Origin of the sequence: Ferrimicrobium acidiphilum DSM 19497 (assembly GCF_000949255.1) — a bacterium.
In the GTDB taxonomy this organism is placed as follows: Bacteria; Actinomycetota; Acidimicrobiia; order Acidimicrobiales; family Acidimicrobiaceae; genus Ferrimicrobium; species Ferrimicrobium acidiphilum.
On the sequence record NZ_JXUW01000023.1, the window covers coordinates 1 to 15,148 of the forward strand.

A 15,148-nucleotide genomic window follows, 5' to 3' on the forward strand; every position below is an offset into this window, starting at 1 on the left:
TGATCTTGTCAACCCCGAGAATGAAGAGGTCATCAAGACGGTTGGGATCGAGCTCTTCAGTGACGACTCGTTCACAGATCGTTCCTACCGTACGCCAGGCGACTCTGAGCAGTTTTGTCACCGTGGTCTTATCCATCTTGGCACATGCCCAAGCTACCAGGTGTTCGAAGTCCCTCGTAAACCGCGACTCCCCAACTGGTCGGGCAAATGGTACTGCCTCAGTGATCACCCCGTGGGTTGGACACCGGAGTCGTCTCAGCTGGCACGAGAGCCACGTCTGGTGAATCCCGATGTCGAGGTGTCTCCATCGGGAGTCGAGCGTTCTCGTGTCATAACAGGACCGGGTCGTATAGGAGCACTTAGGGCATACCAACCGCGATCGGGTAAGCCTGAGCTTTACCAGCAGTTCGTGTGGACGAACTAAAACCTCGATGACGGTGACACTGCGAAGGCCCAGCATCTGCTTAACTAGAGAGGTAGCGCGCACGGTTCTGAACTCCCTTTTTGATGGGTTTCCAACACCAAATTTAGAGCTCAGAAACCGTGTGCGTTTCTTATGTGGCTACTTCAGCCTCAAATACCCCCACTGAACTGGGGCTATGGATCAGATCCAGGCCAAATCTATCCACATGAATGTCAATAGAGCCCAATTTGATCCACCTGCCAGCAAACTATAAACTGCAAACAGTCGATATGAACATAGATTTTTGCGATCTCTGATCGCGAGGTTAAAATGAGGAGAGTTGTGCCACGTATTCTTGAGACACCAGAAAGCCTATTTGACATCGATGGTCTGCTGTACGACGAGGAACGCGAGATGCGTGACGTGGTACGCAGTTACGTCACAAAGCACATCAAACCCGAAGTAGCAACCTGGTTCGAGCAGGGCCACATTCCCGCCAAAGAACTTTCGCTTGCACTCGGAAAACTCGGGGTTCTTGGTATGCATCTAGAAGGGTACGGATGTGCTGGAACTACAGCAGTGGCCTACGGATTAGCTTGTCTGGAACTCGAAGCCGGAGACTCTGGAATCCGATCATTAGTTAGCGTACAGGGCTCTCTTGCAATGAAAGCAATCCATGCTTTCGGCTCTGAGGAACAAAAACAAGAATGGCTCCCCCACATGGCGAGCGGCGAGAAGATTGGTTGCTTCGGGCTCACTGAACCAGACTTTGGATCTGATCCAAGTGGGATGCGAACTCACGCCAAACGCGACGGAAGCGATTGGGTTCTCAACGGGACCAAGATGTGGATCACAAACGGCAACGTGGCAGACGTGGCAGTGATTTGGGCACAAACCGATGAAGGCATTAGGGGTTTTATAGTCCCAACCGATACGGCCGGATTTTCCGCAAATTTGATTCACCATAAATTATCCCTACGTGCTTCGGTTACCTCTGAGCTGGTATTAGATGGAATTCGTCTCCCAGCGGATGCAGTTCTACCTAACGTCTCAAGTCTGCGCGGTCCCTTGACATGTCTCAATGAGGCTCGCTTTGGGATCATCTTTGGAGCGCTCGGAGCCGCTAGGGAATGCCTTGAGACGGCTATCCAATATGGCCGTGAGCGAATCCAGTTTGATCGCCCCATAGCTGGATATCAACTGACGCAAAAGAAGTATGTCGATATGGCAGTCGAACTCGGAAAGGGCATTTTGCTAGCACTCCACCTCGCACGCCTCAAGGACCAGGGAACACTGAATCCGGTCCAGGTCAATATAGGAAAGTTAAACAGCGCCAGAGAAGCCCTATCCATCGCCAGAGAATGTCGCAATATCTTGGGCGCCAATGGAGTGACACTCGAGTATCCCGTGATGCGCCATATGGTAAACCTCGAGTCGGTTTACACCTACGAGGGAACTAATGAGATGCACACTCTGGTAGTAGGAGAAGCACTGACCGGTATCGCCGCCTACCATTAATTCGGAGATGATCGTACCTTAATTTCTAGCAATCAGTACAAGCCTGCAGCATTGCCTAATCAAAACTCGGCAACGCGCAAACTTCAAGGTACGAACGAAGTAACCAAACGAATCAATTAACTCTAGAGTCACGGACCGACCAATCACGAGCGCTCGGGTAAGTTAACGGATCACCATCGACACCGGCGGTGGCCAGCCATGCAAGATATCCAGCCACTCTCGACTCGTAGGCACGTCGAGTGTTGGTAGATAAGGGTGATTTGGCGAGAGCGAGGCGATACGTTTCGATGGCAAGAGTCATAAGGGTCAGCGTAGTGCGAGAGTGTGACCTTGATATCGGAAGGTGTTTTGGGTCGTTTTTGGTGGGTTTTTGTTGCAGTATCGGAAGCAGGACTTCTCAGCCTCTACACCTAGCTGATAGAGCATCGAGAGAGCAGATTCATTCGAGAAGGCACCCTTGACCTTGATGGTTCTATGACGGACCATGGAGAAGGTCGACTCGATTGGATTACTTGTCCGAAGGTGTACCCAGTGCTCAGCTGGGAAGTCATAGAAGGCCAAGAGGGCATCGGTATCCTTGGTCAGGCAGTGAACAGCCTTTGGGTACTTGGCTCCGTACTTGGTCTCGAACGTGGCGATAGCCCGCTTGGCATGATTCCTGGTCGGAGACTTGGAAAACCTCATGGATATCCTCCTTAACCTTTGGACGCAGAGATTTGGGCACGTGGTTGGAAGATGTTGGCCGTCTTGTGGAACCAGCAGCGTTGGTGCTTGGTCCCGGGGTAGATCTCTGAAAGTGCTGCCCAGAAACCAAGGGCACCATCTCCAATGGCGAGCAAGGGTTCGTTCATTCCTCTACTCTTTAGATCGATGAGGACCTCTCGCTGCAGATTTCGGAGGTTTTCGGACACCCGTTTCGGTCCAATCCGGACACCCGTTTCGGAGTTTTCGGACACCTAGACAGGGTGGGCCACTGAGGTAGCCATACTGAATCGGACAACGAGTTTTCCGAGGAGGTAGTTGTGTCACGTCCCCGCATCATCATGCGCCAAATCAGAGAAGTACTAAGGCTCTCACTTTCCGAGCGCCGCTCAATACGAGAAATCTCTCAAGCCTGTTCGCTCCCAAAGAGCACGGTATCTGACTATGTCAAACGGGCAAAGCAAGCTGGCCTGTGTTGGCCGCTTCCAGACGACCTTGACGACGATGGCTTAGAGTCCCTATTGTTTGGGGCCAACACGCCACCCGTTCATGCTAAACCAATGCCCGATCTTGGCTATCTACACCGGGAGTTGAAGCGTCCCCACATGACGCTCATGCTCCTCTGGGTTGAGTACCGAGAGGCCCATCCCGATGGCTATGGCTACACCCAGTTCTGCGAGTACTACCGACGATTCGCGGACACCCTCTCTCCAACCATGCGCCAACGTCACGTGGCGGGGGCTAAGACCTTCGTCGACTTCGCCGGGGACACCCTTCCTATCTATGGTCCAGATGACGAGGTAGAGTTCTACGCCCAGATCTTCGTCGCCGTCCTTGGGGCCTCGAACCTGACCTACGTAGAGGCTTTGGCGAATCAGAACCTCTATCACGTCATTGGCGCTCACACCCGCGCGTTTAGCTCCTTTGGCGGGGTGACAGATGCGATCGTGTGTGACGGTATGCGTACCGCGGTTACCAAGGCTGACCGGTATGAGCCTGTTCCCAATGCGACCTACCTTGAGATGGCTACACACTATCAGATGACCGTACTGCCTGCTCGTCCCTATCACCCTCGAGATAAACCCAAAGTTGAGGTGGCAGTTCTTGTGGTTGAACGCTGGATTCTCGCACGGCTACGCAACCGTCACTTCCATAGTCTCGCAGAGGCCAACGCAGAGATCGTAAAGCTCACCTGGGATCTTAACCACCGGGTTACCAAATCCCTTGGTACCTCACGTCAGGAGTTGTTTGAGACGATTGAACGTGACCATCTGCGCCCGCTACCAGCTACTCCCTATGAGTTTGCTACCTGGAGGCGAGCCAAGGTCAGCATTGACTATCACATCATCGTGAGCGCTGACCGTCACTACTATTCGGTACCCTACCGCCTGGTAGGCACCCACGTCGAGGTACGACTATCAGAGAAGAGTGTGCAGATCTTTGCCAAGGGGGTCAGAGTGGCTCTCCATCCACGCAGTAGTGTCCGTTACGGCTTTACCACGGACCCCTCGCACATGCCAGCCTCTCACCGGGCTCACCTCGAGTGGAGTCCCTCACGCATTATCAACTGGGCCAAGACCACCGGTCCAATGACGGGAGCCCTGGTTGAGGGAGTACTCGAGCGCCGTCCACACCCAGAACAGGGATACCGGAGCTGTCTTGGCATCATGAGTCTTGCAAAGACGTACTCACCAGAGCGTCTCGAGGCAGCCTGTAGTCGCGCTCTTTCCCTTGGGTCCTACTCCTATCGCAGTGTGGCCTCGATTCTAAAGAACGGACTCGATAGTGCACCACCACCAGGTGAAACACCTCCCTCGGAACCCGGACCTATCCATGAGAACCTTCGTGGTTCCGACTACTACCAGTAACCAACCAAGAAAGGAAATACCATGACCAATCAGACCATTGAAGCCTTAGGGCGTCTCCGACTCGAAGGAATGATCGACCCTCTAGAACAACAGTCGCGTTCATCTGAGTTTCTCACCCTGGGATTTGACGAACGCCTTAGCCATCTCGTGACTGCCGAGATCAGCTACCGAGATGAGCGTCGGATGGAACGACTCTTGCGGGCAGCCAAGTTACGCTCCGGGGCAAGCATAGAGTCCCTTGACTTTCGAGCCTCACGGGGTCTTGACCGTTCCCAGGTGCTGTCCTTGGCAAGCGCGAACTGGGTACGCAACCACGACCAAGTAGCCGTTTTTGGACCCACGGGAGTGGGTAAGACCTATGTGGCGTGTGCCCTTGGGCATGCGGCCATCCGTCAGGGGCACTCGGCTCTCTATCTGCGGTATCCGCGAATGCTCGAAGAGCTTGGCATCGCCCGCGGTGATTCCGAGACTGGCACGTCTCATGAATGCCTGGTCCAAGGTGGAGGTGTTGATACTTGATGACTTTCTCATTCGACCCATCAACCCAGATGCTGCCAGTGACACCTTAGAGGTGATCGAGGATCGTCATGGACTTCGCTCAACGATCCTTACCTCACAACTCCCAGTTGCCAACTGGTACGCAAGCATTGGTGACCCGACGATCGCTGACGCTCTTCTTGACCGCTTAACAACGAACCTTCACCGCATCGAACTCAACGGAGAATCGATGCGCAAGGTAACCCAACCACCCGAAGCACAGGGATGAGAAGAGGTCCAACACCTAAGATGAGAACGATGGGTCACCGACCAAGAACAGTCACCAGAAAGGAGGTGAGGTAGGGGTTAGGCGTGGCACCCGATGGCTCCCCGTCCGAGACTGTCCGAAAACTCCGGATTCGGTGTCCGAAATGAGCGAAATGTGCACTCTCGCCAGGATTGAGTGGATTCTCTCGTTCCATTTTCCAAAGTGAGGAGGTGTTTGCTCCCCTGGTCATCGACTCCGATGACCACAAGCACGCAGAGCTTGGGGTTATCCCCTCTGATCTCTTGGTAGATGCCGTCGGCGTAAATGTAGGAGAAGGTATCTCTAGAGAGGCCACGCTTCTTCCATTCGTCGGACTTGGTCTTCCACTCGACTTTGAGGGAGGAGACGATGCCCCATTGTCAACGATTGGGTGTCAGCTTCTTGGCTCGCTCGCCTTGGACAAGCTTTAAGAACTTAGGCTTTATCGCGTTCTGAGATTCCCTTCAGGTAGGCATAGGCGACCCAGGCATCGATGGACTTGGATCTGCGTAGGTAGGGAGGAATGAGTTTGGATGAGAAGTTGATCGACCCATCGCCGTCACGAGAGCGGATTCTTGGTACCTCAACTTCGCTCGTCACCGATCGCGGTGGTGATGGATCGCTCGGGGAGGTAGCCATTGCGCACTACGTCCCTACCGGCACTCTTGAGCTCGTTTACCATCTCAGTCACCTCTACCTCAAGAGCGGTAGCGATCAGATGCCTGGCATGAACGCGCAACAGCTCGGTTACCGCATCAGTTACGGCGTAGGTGTGGAGTGGTGAACCCTATCTGATCCACTCCTAATTGTGAGAGGACCGACCATAATAGATACGGGAAGCATGTTTTGAAGTGAAAACCGATCCGGCTTTATTAGCGACCAGTTATGGTGGACGCTAGACATATGCCGGGCCATCTTGACGCTGGGGAGCAACAGGTGTTGTCCAGTCCGGATGTGGTTGAGAGCTTTGCTACGCCTGACATGGCTACCAATTTGTGTCACAGAAAATGTCACGGAATTCTGAACAACCATGAGTGTTCTCGACAACTGTTGAACACAATACCTGCTCTGAGCTGCGCTGATGCAAACTCATGACCTCGATTGAAGAGCTCAAGAGCCAACTACGGATTAGATGGAAGTGTATGATCATAGCCCTGGGCGCACCGCCGCCTCTGCCGGCCGTCACGATGAAACCCCAAGGCAAGTATCTGTGCAATCCAACCCAAGGGCATCTCAAGAACCCAAAGCGCAATCCACCTATCCACTCAGCGATAGGTGGATCGCTGAATATAATTGAATCTCTACAATTGACGACCCACCGGACCACGCCTCCTGGCATAATCGGAGCCACGTCAGTCACCGACTGCGCCACAGCCTCGCTGCACAAACTTCAGGTTGCCAGAAGGAGGGAGAGCAGAGAGTAGACGGCGTAATCCTGGTGGGATTGCAGGAATCGGACCAATCGGCTCCAGGAGAACTGAGATAGTCAGCCCCTCTCAGCCTTCACGCCGCGACGTCCTCAACAAGCAATAACTAGCACAACCGTAAAGGAAAACACCTATGTCTGACGCTGTGTGCCCGACCGAGGCAAGGCCGCCTGGAATCCATTCATATCACTGGGACTCTTCGCTCCAACTCTTGATACAGGTGGACGTCAACATCACTCCATTCACTCGACTCGCTACCGGACACGTCAGCCTATCCCGGCTACCATAGGCAACCGGATAGGCAACCGCTGAAGAGTACGAAGGTGGAAGACAATTGATTTCTAGCCTCTGACCTGGATATTTATGGTCGGGCTGGGGAGATTTGAACTCCCGACCTCTTGACCCCCAGTCAAGCGCGCTAACCAAGCTGCGCCACAGCCCGTGCCCCCATTCTAACGAGAACATGGGGCCACGAAGTCACGTCTATCGGAATCAGCCTCGGTCTCTGTTGTGGGACCCGAAGCATCCAGATATTACAACTCTTCACGCACTCCGAACCGTCGCCTCGAATCGTCAGCGGTGCCTTCAGTGGCGACAAGAATCCCAGACAATCGATTGGAGATCTCCATAGTCGCCTCCTCTTGCTGTTCTGTAGCACTATTGATGCGAAGCAGCATTTCACGTACCTGTCGATTAGCGGTCAATATGTCTTCAAGCGCTATCGCAGCAGCCTCTGCATTCGTAGCGCCACGAAGGGCCTCTTGAAAGCTCTCCTCGAATCCCTCACTCACCTCGATAGTGCCATTTCGGACTTCAGCGATACGACCCGCAATCTCAGATGCTGCACCCCGTGCTCGACTTGCTAGTTGACGCACTTCATCCGCAACGACCCCGAATCCCCTACCCGCCGCACCAGCTCGCGCGGCCTCGATAGCAGCATTAAGTGCAAGAAGATTTGTCTGATCAGCTATCCCTTGTATAGTGGACACCATCGCATCGATCAACTTAGTTTTCTCGGAAAGACGCGCTAGTGTAGCCGAGGTCTCAGTCATGCGTCTTGAAATCTCGTCTATAGCTCCTTTAGCGGCGAAGAAGATATCACGGCTCTCGGCGGCCTTACCATTAACTGACTCCGCCGCCTCCTTGACCACCCTTGTGTTAGCCGCAACTTCGCCGGCGGTTACAGAGAGCTCCTCCACTGCAGCCGCGATCTGGCTAACCGCCTCGGTAACGACCGAAGATCGGTGCAAGTCGGACTCTCGGCGCTGTTGGTCGTCGCGCACCCGTAGCGATACTTCGCGCCACTGCACAACAAAACAATCCTCCGACTGGTTCTCGGTATTCTTCAGCAGGAGAACCTTGGCAACGAACTGGCGATCACCAGCTTGATAATCGAGTTCAACATGATCTTTTACTTGTCCTGCAAGCAACCGCTGTAGTTGCCGGCGAATACGGTCGGAGTCATCAAAAAGCTGCACGAGTGTCGCGTTACCGCCAGCAGAACCAAGTTTAAGTTGCCGTTCGGCTTGGGGGCTAACGTAAGTGATACGCGCTTCGGAATCCGGAGTTGCCAGCACCACGAGCGCATCAAGGCGATCGAGAACCTCCCTCCCAATCGCAGTCGAACGTCTCAGGCCAGCAAAACCTCTTCCCATATAACGATCATCGGCACGATTCAGAAGAGCTTGATTCAAGGAGTAGAACGTTAGGCGAAACAGGTGAGTGGGCCACCGTTATAGGTCACCATGTCCGCAAAGGCCATCGCTACATCCATAGTACCACCCGACTCGGTTCCTGATAGCTCGGCCATCGCTCTGTGCAAGTTTCCTACGATACGCTCTTGATTATGCCAGTCGGCAAACTCGCCCAAATCGGAGTCGTAGGCAGCCTCGAGTGGGGTGATCGCTGCATCGATGGCCCGCTCGGCCAAGTCAAGAACAAAACGCAGGTAGCGTTCCACATCGTCGAACACACCCATCGCACAAATCTCACCATGTCCCGGCACTACCGTCTCAACATCAAGCAAACGCAACTCGCCAAGGCAAGCGAGCCAGCCTCGCACCGAACCCATGAGCGCAAAAGGAGTCCCACCCTCAAAGGCGAGATCACCTGCGAATAGGAGACGATCATCTGGAAAATAGACGACACAGTCGCCCAATGTATGCGCCGGGTAACCCAAGTGGCGAAGCTCTACCCTACGCCCACCTACCTCGAGTGTCAGCTCTCGAGCGAAGGTGATGTCGGGTGGTCTGAGTTCGATCTCACCCCAGTCGACAGCTGTGAACAATCCTGCTGGTGGCACCGCGAAACCCTGTTTCAATTCGTCCCGTACTGCAGCATGGCTGATCAGAAAGCTCGGATCTATAAACGCATTCCCATTGGTATGGTCGCCATGGTGATGGGTAGCCACCATCCCAACTCGATCGCCCACTCCTAGGCGACGTGCCTCAGCAACCAGGGCCTTAGTCCGAGTAATAGTCGCGGCAGAATCTATCAGGTACGAGAGCTTACGATCAGGAATGATTCCTGCATTGTTGAGATACCAGGATCCATCTCGCTGTAGGTAGGCAAAGACTCCCTCCCCCACCTCCACCGTCTTGGTATCCTTGCCCCTGGATCGAACTGTAGCAGACTGAGAGACGTCCAGGTGACTAGCGGTTGGTCCGCTGGGAGAATTGGATTTAGCTGTCATGGCGGCTTAGCACTATGGAGATATGACTCATGATGCTATAGAACGTGATGGAGCCAGAGAATCAGTTGAACCAGCCTGTAGGTCAAGTACAGAACCGTTGCCACTATCAAAAGCTTGAAGTGCCATGGCTTTTTCTTTGGAGCCGCGATAACCGTCCCACAACCAGGACAATGACCCTCACGGTCAATCTCCTCTGAGTCTTGAAAACGTTCACAACTCTCGCACCAAGGCATAACTCAAGTCTAACCGCAAGTCTGGTCCAACATCTAGACCGGCGGCACTCCATGTCGCCGACTCGAGAAGGCACGGTCGCGCCGACCCGCGCGACTGAAGCGGGCGATAAGCTCCTGGCGCAAAAAACGACCCTCTATAATCGCGTCAACTACCAGGTCACTAGCCAGACGAAGGAGATCAACATCCTTCTCGTACTCCTCTCGTTTGGCCCGGATAAACTCCGCTCGTTCCTCGGGGTCCTCGATGCTGGCAATCTTGTTGTAATACACGGCGTTCACCGCTGGCTCCGGACCCATCACAGCTATAGCCGCAGACGGCAGTGCTATCGTCGCCTCTGGAGAGAAACCGGGTCCACACATGGCGTAGAGTCCAGCCCCATAGGCCTTGCGGACGATCACCGATATTTTGGGCACCGTAGCCTCGGCTACAGCAGTGATCATCTTGGCACCATGTCGAATGATCCCCTGACGTTCAACCTCTGATCCGATCATAAAGCCTGGAACATCCGCTAAGAAGAGAAGTGGGATATTGAAGGCATCGCAGTTCCAGATGAACCGAGCCGCCTTGTCGGCCGAATCTACAAACAACACTCCGCCCTTTGACATCGGATTGTTCGCTACTATGCCGATGGTCGCTCCATCTAAGCGAGCAAAGCCAACCAAGATCTCGGTGGCAAAGAGCGGCTTGATCTCGAAAAAGCTGCCGGCGTCGACTATAGAGTTGATGACCGCATGCATGTCATACCCCTGTTGTGGCTGCGATGGAATCATCGAGTCGTCAAACTCAACCACAGGATCTATACCCTCCTCGCGTGGAGGATCGTCTTCGTAACACCTTGGAAGATACGAAAGGTAGGCTCGCGCGGCAACAATTGCCGCCTCATCATCTGTCACCAGGTTGTCACCACAGCCCGAGACCGAGGCGTGCATCCTTGCACCCCCCATTTCGTCGAGGGTAACTCGCTCGCCGATCACCACCTCAGCCATTCGTGGCGAACCAAGGTACATAGAGGCGTTCTTCTCTACCATAAAAACCACATCACAAAACGCAGGAATATAGGCACCCCCGGCGGCAGATGGGCCAAATAGGCAACATATCTGCGGGACTCGACCAGAGAGTCTTACCTGGTTCGCAAAAATCCTACCGGCACCTCTACGACCAGGGAAAAGGTCAACTTGGTCTGTGATCCGGGCTCCAGCCGAGTCGACCAGATAGAAAATAGGTAACGACTGCGCATAGGCAAGCTCGGTAATCCGAATAATCTTCTCAACCGTACGAGCTCCCCAAGATCCAGCCTTGACGGTCTGATCATTGGCCATGATCGCTACTGGACGACCATCGATCACCCCAGTGCCTGTGATCACCCCATCTGCAGGGAGGCTGGGATCGCGCTCGTTCGCGAAGAGACCATCCTCGCGGAACGAACCCTGGTCGACAAGGAGAGAGATCCGCTCGCGAGCATGGAGCTTCTCAGACTTCTGAAGCTTGTCTTCTACGGATTTTGGCCATCCGTACTTGATCTGTTCTGCACGCGTAACTACCCGTTCGCTCATCCTTCTCCTACCTCCCAGTCGATCTGCTGCCCTCATTCCGAGCAAAGCCCTCAGTTAAGTTAATCCCTGCGTCGCACACGAAGTTTTACCGGAGTTGAGCCCAACTTGTATTGGTCACGAATCCGATTCTCCAAGAACTTGAGGTATGACGCCGTCAACGGCTTGCTAGTGAACAGGGTAAACGTAGGAGGTTCGGTAGCACCTTGAACTATGTAAAGAATACGACCCTCTCGCGGCGGGTTAGCTCCCTGCAGAGAACGGAGAAAGCGATTAAGTTCGCCGGTCGGCACCCTAGATCTATAGGCAGTTTGAGCCTCGAAGATCTTAGGTAGGAGACGGTGCACGCCCTTGCCACTCTGAGCAGAGATACGCATAGGTTCAACACCCGTAAGGAACGAGAGTCGATCACTTACCTGCGCATTCACCATCAACCGCGCATCATGGTCGAGGAGATCCCATTTATTGAGAACTAGAACAATAGGAGATCCTGCCAGGTCGATTCGCTCTGCAAGACGCTGATCCCAACCGGTTACTCCCGTGGTCGCATCGACTACCAGGATCGCGACGTTACAACTATCGATGGCCCTCAAGGTCCTCACCATCGAGTAGTACTCGGTAGCCTCAGCGTATCGAGACCGTCTGCGCAGACCTGCGGTATCAAAGAAACGAACCGGGCCCATCTCGGTCTCGATCACGGTATCGATGGTATCAACCGTGGTCCCCGGTCGGTCATAGACCACCGCTCGTTCCTGCCCGACGACGCGGTTGAACAGCGTCGACTTGCCGGCGTTCGGGCGCCCGACTATGGCCACCGTTAGTTCAAGCGCCTCGACTCGGACTGCATCGGTAAGTGGGAGATCCTCCTGCTCATCTTCGTCTACCCGATCGTCAAAGACGGGCATCTCACCGGGAGCATCGTTCGCGAATCCTCCGGTTAGTTCACCCAATGCATCTAACAAGTCACCAGTGTTGCGACCATGCATGGCTGAGATCGCCACTGGATCACCAAATCCAAGCTGGAGGAACTCGTAGATCTGTGCATCATAGCGTTCGTGATCTACCTTGTTGGCGACTAACACTGTCGATCCTGGGCGACGGTGGAGCATCTTGGCGACGTCGAGATCCTCATCGGTTACACCAGTGCGGACATCGACCATGAAAAGCACTACATCAGCCTCGCGCACTGCTCGCTCGGCCATCTTTGACACCTTTAGATCCAGCGCATCGCCTTTGCCAAGCCAACCACCGGTATCCATAAACTCGAATACCCGGCCTCGCCAACGTGTCTCGCCGACCTTTAAATCACGCGTAACTTTTGCTCGTTCTTCGACGACCGCTACTCGCCTACCGACCATCCGGTTAAACAGCGATGACTTCCCGACGTTCGGGCGCCCGACGATTGCGACTTTGGTCACCTCAGCCACGTGCTCCTCCAATCAATGGAAAGGTTGTTCCTTGGAGCGCCGCCGCCAACGAGGCGCCATCTGTCGGTACCACCTCAACCTCTCGTGGCAGTTCTCGAGCATCAAGACCATCTATGAAACGCCCCTCGCTAAGACAGACATCTGGCAGAAGCAGTCGGTCGTAGTCGGTAGTGGCAATAGCGCGGGCAACATCTTGACCACTCATTAATCCAGTCACTGCGATGTTTCCTCCAAAAAACTCATTAGTCACCTCGATGACGTCGACAGGTGCCTGACCCTTCGATTCGAAGACTCGCCCAAGTGCTAGCTTGCCATAGGTCGAGGTGACGATAGCCACCGACACCGCCCCAGCCGATCGTCGTTGGCCAAAACCCTTCGGACGAAACCGGACGGCGCGATAGCCTAGCGCAGGCGCTCCATCGATCGAGGAGAAGAAGCCAGAGTGACCCGCCGACTTTGTGCGTTCTAGCAACGCAAACTCGCGTTCAAACGCTCGCGTCACTCCAACCCCGTTCTCGAGCTGTTCGAAATCGGCGTAGCTGGAGTAGGGAGGAAACTCCATCTCGCCCAACAGATAGAACTCGTCGGAGCAGTAGACCATCGTCTTTCCAAGCATCGCCTGAGCAACATCGGAGAACTCCTCCACCGTCGCTATCGCCTCCCTAGCCTCTTCCTTAGTCATCGGACGCATCCTTGGCTCCTTGGTGTACTTAGATACACCCAACGGAACAACGCCAACCGAGGCGAGCTTTGGGAAGCGGAGCAGAATATCGGTCAACGTTGCGCGCAGTCGATCACCATCGTTTATCGCTGGTGCCAGTACAATCTGGCCATGGACGGTGACTCCTGCATCAAGCAGATGCTCAAGCCAGCGCAGAGAAGTAGCTCCTCTACGGTTGCGCAACATCTCAGCGCGCAACAGCGGGTCAGTCGTGTGGATCGATACATAGAGTGGACTTAACCGTTCGGTGATAACACGTTCAAAGTCGGCTTCAGTAAAGCGAGTCAACGTCGTGAAGTTGCCGTAGAGGAACGATAGACGATAATCATCATCCTTCACGTACAACGTACGTCGCAACCCCTTCGGAAGCTGATAGATGAAACAGAACTCGCAGTGGTTATCGCAGGTGCGCACCTTATCAAAGAGTGCGTCTGAAATCTCCATCCCAACCAACGTCCCAGCCGGCTTATCGACTGGAACTTCAATCTCTAGGCCAGCCCGTTGAATGGTGACTAATGGATCCGGTCCATCGACCAACTGCTGGTAATCGATGATATCTCGCGGAGGAACGCCATTAACCGCCACCAACGCATCGCCTGCCACGATTCCCGCGCGCTCTGCTGGGGAACCTGAAGATACACGAAGGATGGAGGGGTAAGGCATACAGCACCAGCCTAAAGGGTCCACACCAGCTTTAAAGGCAATCCTAGAGGTTTCGATCCCGTCTAGACTGAGAATCTGTGACAGTCGACAAAGTCATCTTGGCATCTCCTCGCGGCTTCTGCGCCGGCGTCGAAAAGGCGATTAACGCGCTCGCCTGGATGGTGCGGATTTTCCCACCCCCGGTCTATTGCTACCATGAGATCGTCCATAACCAATTGGTGGTCGAGGCGTTCTCGCGTGTTGGCGTCATCTTCGTTCCTGACATCTCCCAGGTACCGGAGGGATCTCCCATTATGCTGAGCGCCCATGGCTCGGCTCCCGAGGTCGTCGAGGCGGCACGAGGCCAAGGAGGAACTGTAATCGATGCCGTCTGCCCCCTCGTCACCAAGGTTCACCATGAGATTCGCACCAGAGCCAGCAAGGGATACCGAATTGTATACATCGGCCATCGCGGTCACGAGGAGGCCATTGGTGCCACCGCAGAGGCCCCTAATTCGGTAGATTTTGTCGAGACCATTGCTGACGTGGAGGCGCTTGTCAAGGACGAACGCCCGATCGCTCTCCTAGCCCAGACGACACTTGCGGTGCCGGAGTGGCAGGAACTCGCAGACAGAACCAAGGATCGTCTGGGTCCTGTATGGATGCCCGGACGCTCAGATCTGTGCTATGCCACCACAAACAGACAGGCAGCCATCGCGGAGATCGCACCGCGAGTAGATACCCTTGTCGTGATTGGATCCGCAAACTCCTCGAACACACGCGCGCTAGAGCGCGTCGCCAAGGCCAAAGGGGTATCCAGGGTGCTTCGAATCAACTCCGAGGCCGAACTACCCAATGACATCTCCGGCAACGTAGGCATCACCGCCGGTGCGTCGGCAGCCGAGGACGTAGTCGCCCGCGTGGTTGAGCGACTCCAAGCTCGTGACGAGCCAGAGATCGTGAGCGCTATAGCTGAAGATGAATTCTTTCCAGCCCCACCTGAGTTGCGAGAGCTCTTGGCCGGTCTCTCCGCCGCTGCGGCGCTACTCTTGGGCAAAGAAGCTTCAGCAGAGGTGGGGCTTCACGACTTAGCGCGCGACGCCCTCGCCGATCTCGCCACCGAACCCGACTGGCATCCAGACCCCTCAGTCGACTAAATAGCATCCATCTAGGTGCTGTT

General features: G+C 54.5%; 11 protein-coding genes, 1 tRNA gene and 2 pseudogenes. 5 read left to right on the forward strand and 9 right to left on the reverse strand.

Features of this window, described 5'->3' with window-relative positions; genetic code table 11:
• Positions 1 to 487: helix-turn-helix domain-containing protein (locus tag FEAC_RS14810; RefSeq protein ID WP_160290380.1), on the reverse strand; the 487-nt coding region annotated here is incomplete at its 3' end.
• 267 nt (positions 488 to 754) lie between these two features.
• On the opposite strand from FEAC_RS14810, the gene FEAC_RS10305 reads away from it, so the two are divergent.
• A complete protein-coding gene (locus tag FEAC_RS10305; RefSeq protein ID WP_035392420.1) occupies positions 755 to 1,921 on the forward strand; it encodes an acyl-CoA dehydrogenase family protein in 1,167 nt (388 codons plus the stop codon).
• Between the two features lie 306 nt (positions 1,922 to 2,227).
• On the opposite strand, the pseudogene FEAC_RS16435 reads toward FEAC_RS10305, so the two are convergent.
• Positions 2,228 to 2,802: pseudogene (locus FEAC_RS16435) on the reverse strand (IS256 family transposase); the annotation flags it as partial.
• Positions 2,803 to 2,943: 141 nt separating this feature from the next.
• On the opposite strand from FEAC_RS16435, the gene istA reads away from it, so the two are divergent.
• The 3 genes from istA to FEAC_RS16120 are packed head-to-tail and all read left to right on the forward strand — an operon-like array spanning position 2,944 to position 5,257.
• Positions 2,944 to 4,491, forward strand: coding sequence for an IS21 family transposase (gene istA, locus FEAC_RS10320; protein ID WP_419195368.1), 1,548 nt, complete (start codon positions 2,944 to 2,946; stop codon positions 4,489 to 4,491).
• A gap of 21 nt (positions 4,492 to 4,512) precedes the next feature.
• Entirely contained in the window at positions 4,513 to 5,010 is a 498-nt protein-coding gene (locus FEAC_RS16115) for an ATP-binding protein (RefSeq protein WP_269078269.1), read from the forward strand.
• Positions 4,997 to 5,257 (forward strand): ATP-binding protein, encoded by a 261-nt coding sequence (locus tag FEAC_RS16120; protein ID WP_269078270.1) that lies wholly within the window; start codon positions 4,997 to 4,999, stop codon positions 5,255 to 5,257. Before FEAC_RS16115 ends, FEAC_RS16120 begins: the two co-directional genes overlap by 14 nt.
• Positions 5,258 to 5,346: 89 nt before the next feature.
• Here FEAC_RS16120 and FEAC_RS16440 read toward each other — a convergent pair.
• The 7 genes and pseudogenes from FEAC_RS16440 to FEAC_RS10365 form a co-directional block, all read right to left on the reverse strand.
• Positions 5,347 to 6,047: pseudogene (locus FEAC_RS16440) on the reverse strand (transposase); the annotation flags it as partial.
• 1,019 nt (positions 6,048 to 7,066) lie between these two features.
• Positions 7,067 to 7,144 (reverse strand) — tRNA-Pro (locus FEAC_RS10340).
• Positions 7,145 to 7,235: 91 nt separating this feature from the next.
• The gene (locus tag FEAC_RS10345; RefSeq protein WP_052566221.1) at positions 7,236 to 8,396 is read right to left on the reverse strand and encodes a methyl-accepting chemotaxis protein; all 1,161 of its coding nucleotides are present in this window, start codon (positions 8,394 to 8,396) and stop codon (positions 7,236 to 7,238) included.
• An 11-nt stretch (positions 8,397 to 8,407) separates the two neighbouring features.
• Positions 8,408 to 9,295 (reverse strand): MBL fold metallo-hydrolase, encoded by an 888-nt coding sequence (locus tag FEAC_RS10350; protein WP_035390541.1) that lies wholly within the window; start codon positions 9,293 to 9,295, stop codon positions 8,408 to 8,410.
• 365 nt (positions 9,296 to 9,660) lie between these two features.
• Complete coding sequence (locus tag FEAC_RS10355) at positions 9,661 to 11,181, reverse strand: acyl-CoA carboxylase subunit beta (RefSeq protein ID WP_035390540.1); 1,521 nt, start codon at positions 11,179 to 11,181, stop codon at positions 9,661 to 9,663.
• A gap of 59 nt (positions 11,182 to 11,240) precedes the next feature.
• Positions 11,241 to 12,605 (reverse strand): ribosome biogenesis GTPase Der, encoded by a 1,365-nt coding sequence (gene der, locus FEAC_RS10360; protein ID WP_236684641.1) that lies wholly within the window; start codon positions 12,603 to 12,605, stop codon positions 11,241 to 11,243.
• Positions 12,598 to 13,989 carry a DUF512 domain-containing protein gene (locus tag FEAC_RS10365; RefSeq protein WP_035390538.1) on the reverse strand — a complete coding sequence of 464 codons (1,392 nt, stop codon included), beginning with the start codon at positions 13,987 to 13,989 and terminating at the stop codon, positions 12,598 to 12,600. Before FEAC_RS10365 ends, der begins: the two co-directional genes overlap by 8 nt.
• Positions 13,990 to 14,066: 77 nt before the next feature.
• Here FEAC_RS10365 and ispH point away from each other — a divergent pair, with 77 nt between their 5' ends.
• A complete protein-coding gene (gene ispH / locus FEAC_RS10370) occupies positions 14,067 to 15,125 on the forward strand; it encodes a 4-hydroxy-3-methylbut-2-enyl diphosphate reductase (protein WP_052566222.1) in 1,059 nt (352 codons plus the stop codon).
• Positions 15,126 to 15,148: the final 23 nt, after the last annotated feature.

Excerpts from the sequence above, each read along its gene's own strand:
- FEAC_RS16115 (WP_269078269.1), top strand. The coding sequence starts at position 4,513 with ATGACCAATCAGACCATTGAAGCCTTAGGGCGTCTCCGACTCGAAGGA.
- FEAC_RS10355 (WP_035390540.1), bottom strand. The coding sequence starts at position 11,181 with ATGAGCGAACGGGTAGTTACGCGTGCAGAACAGATCAAGTACGGATGG.
- FEAC_RS10365 (WP_035390538.1), bottom strand. The coding sequence starts at position 13,989 with ATGCCTTACCCCTCCATCCTTCGTGTATCTTCAGGTTCCCCAGCAGAG.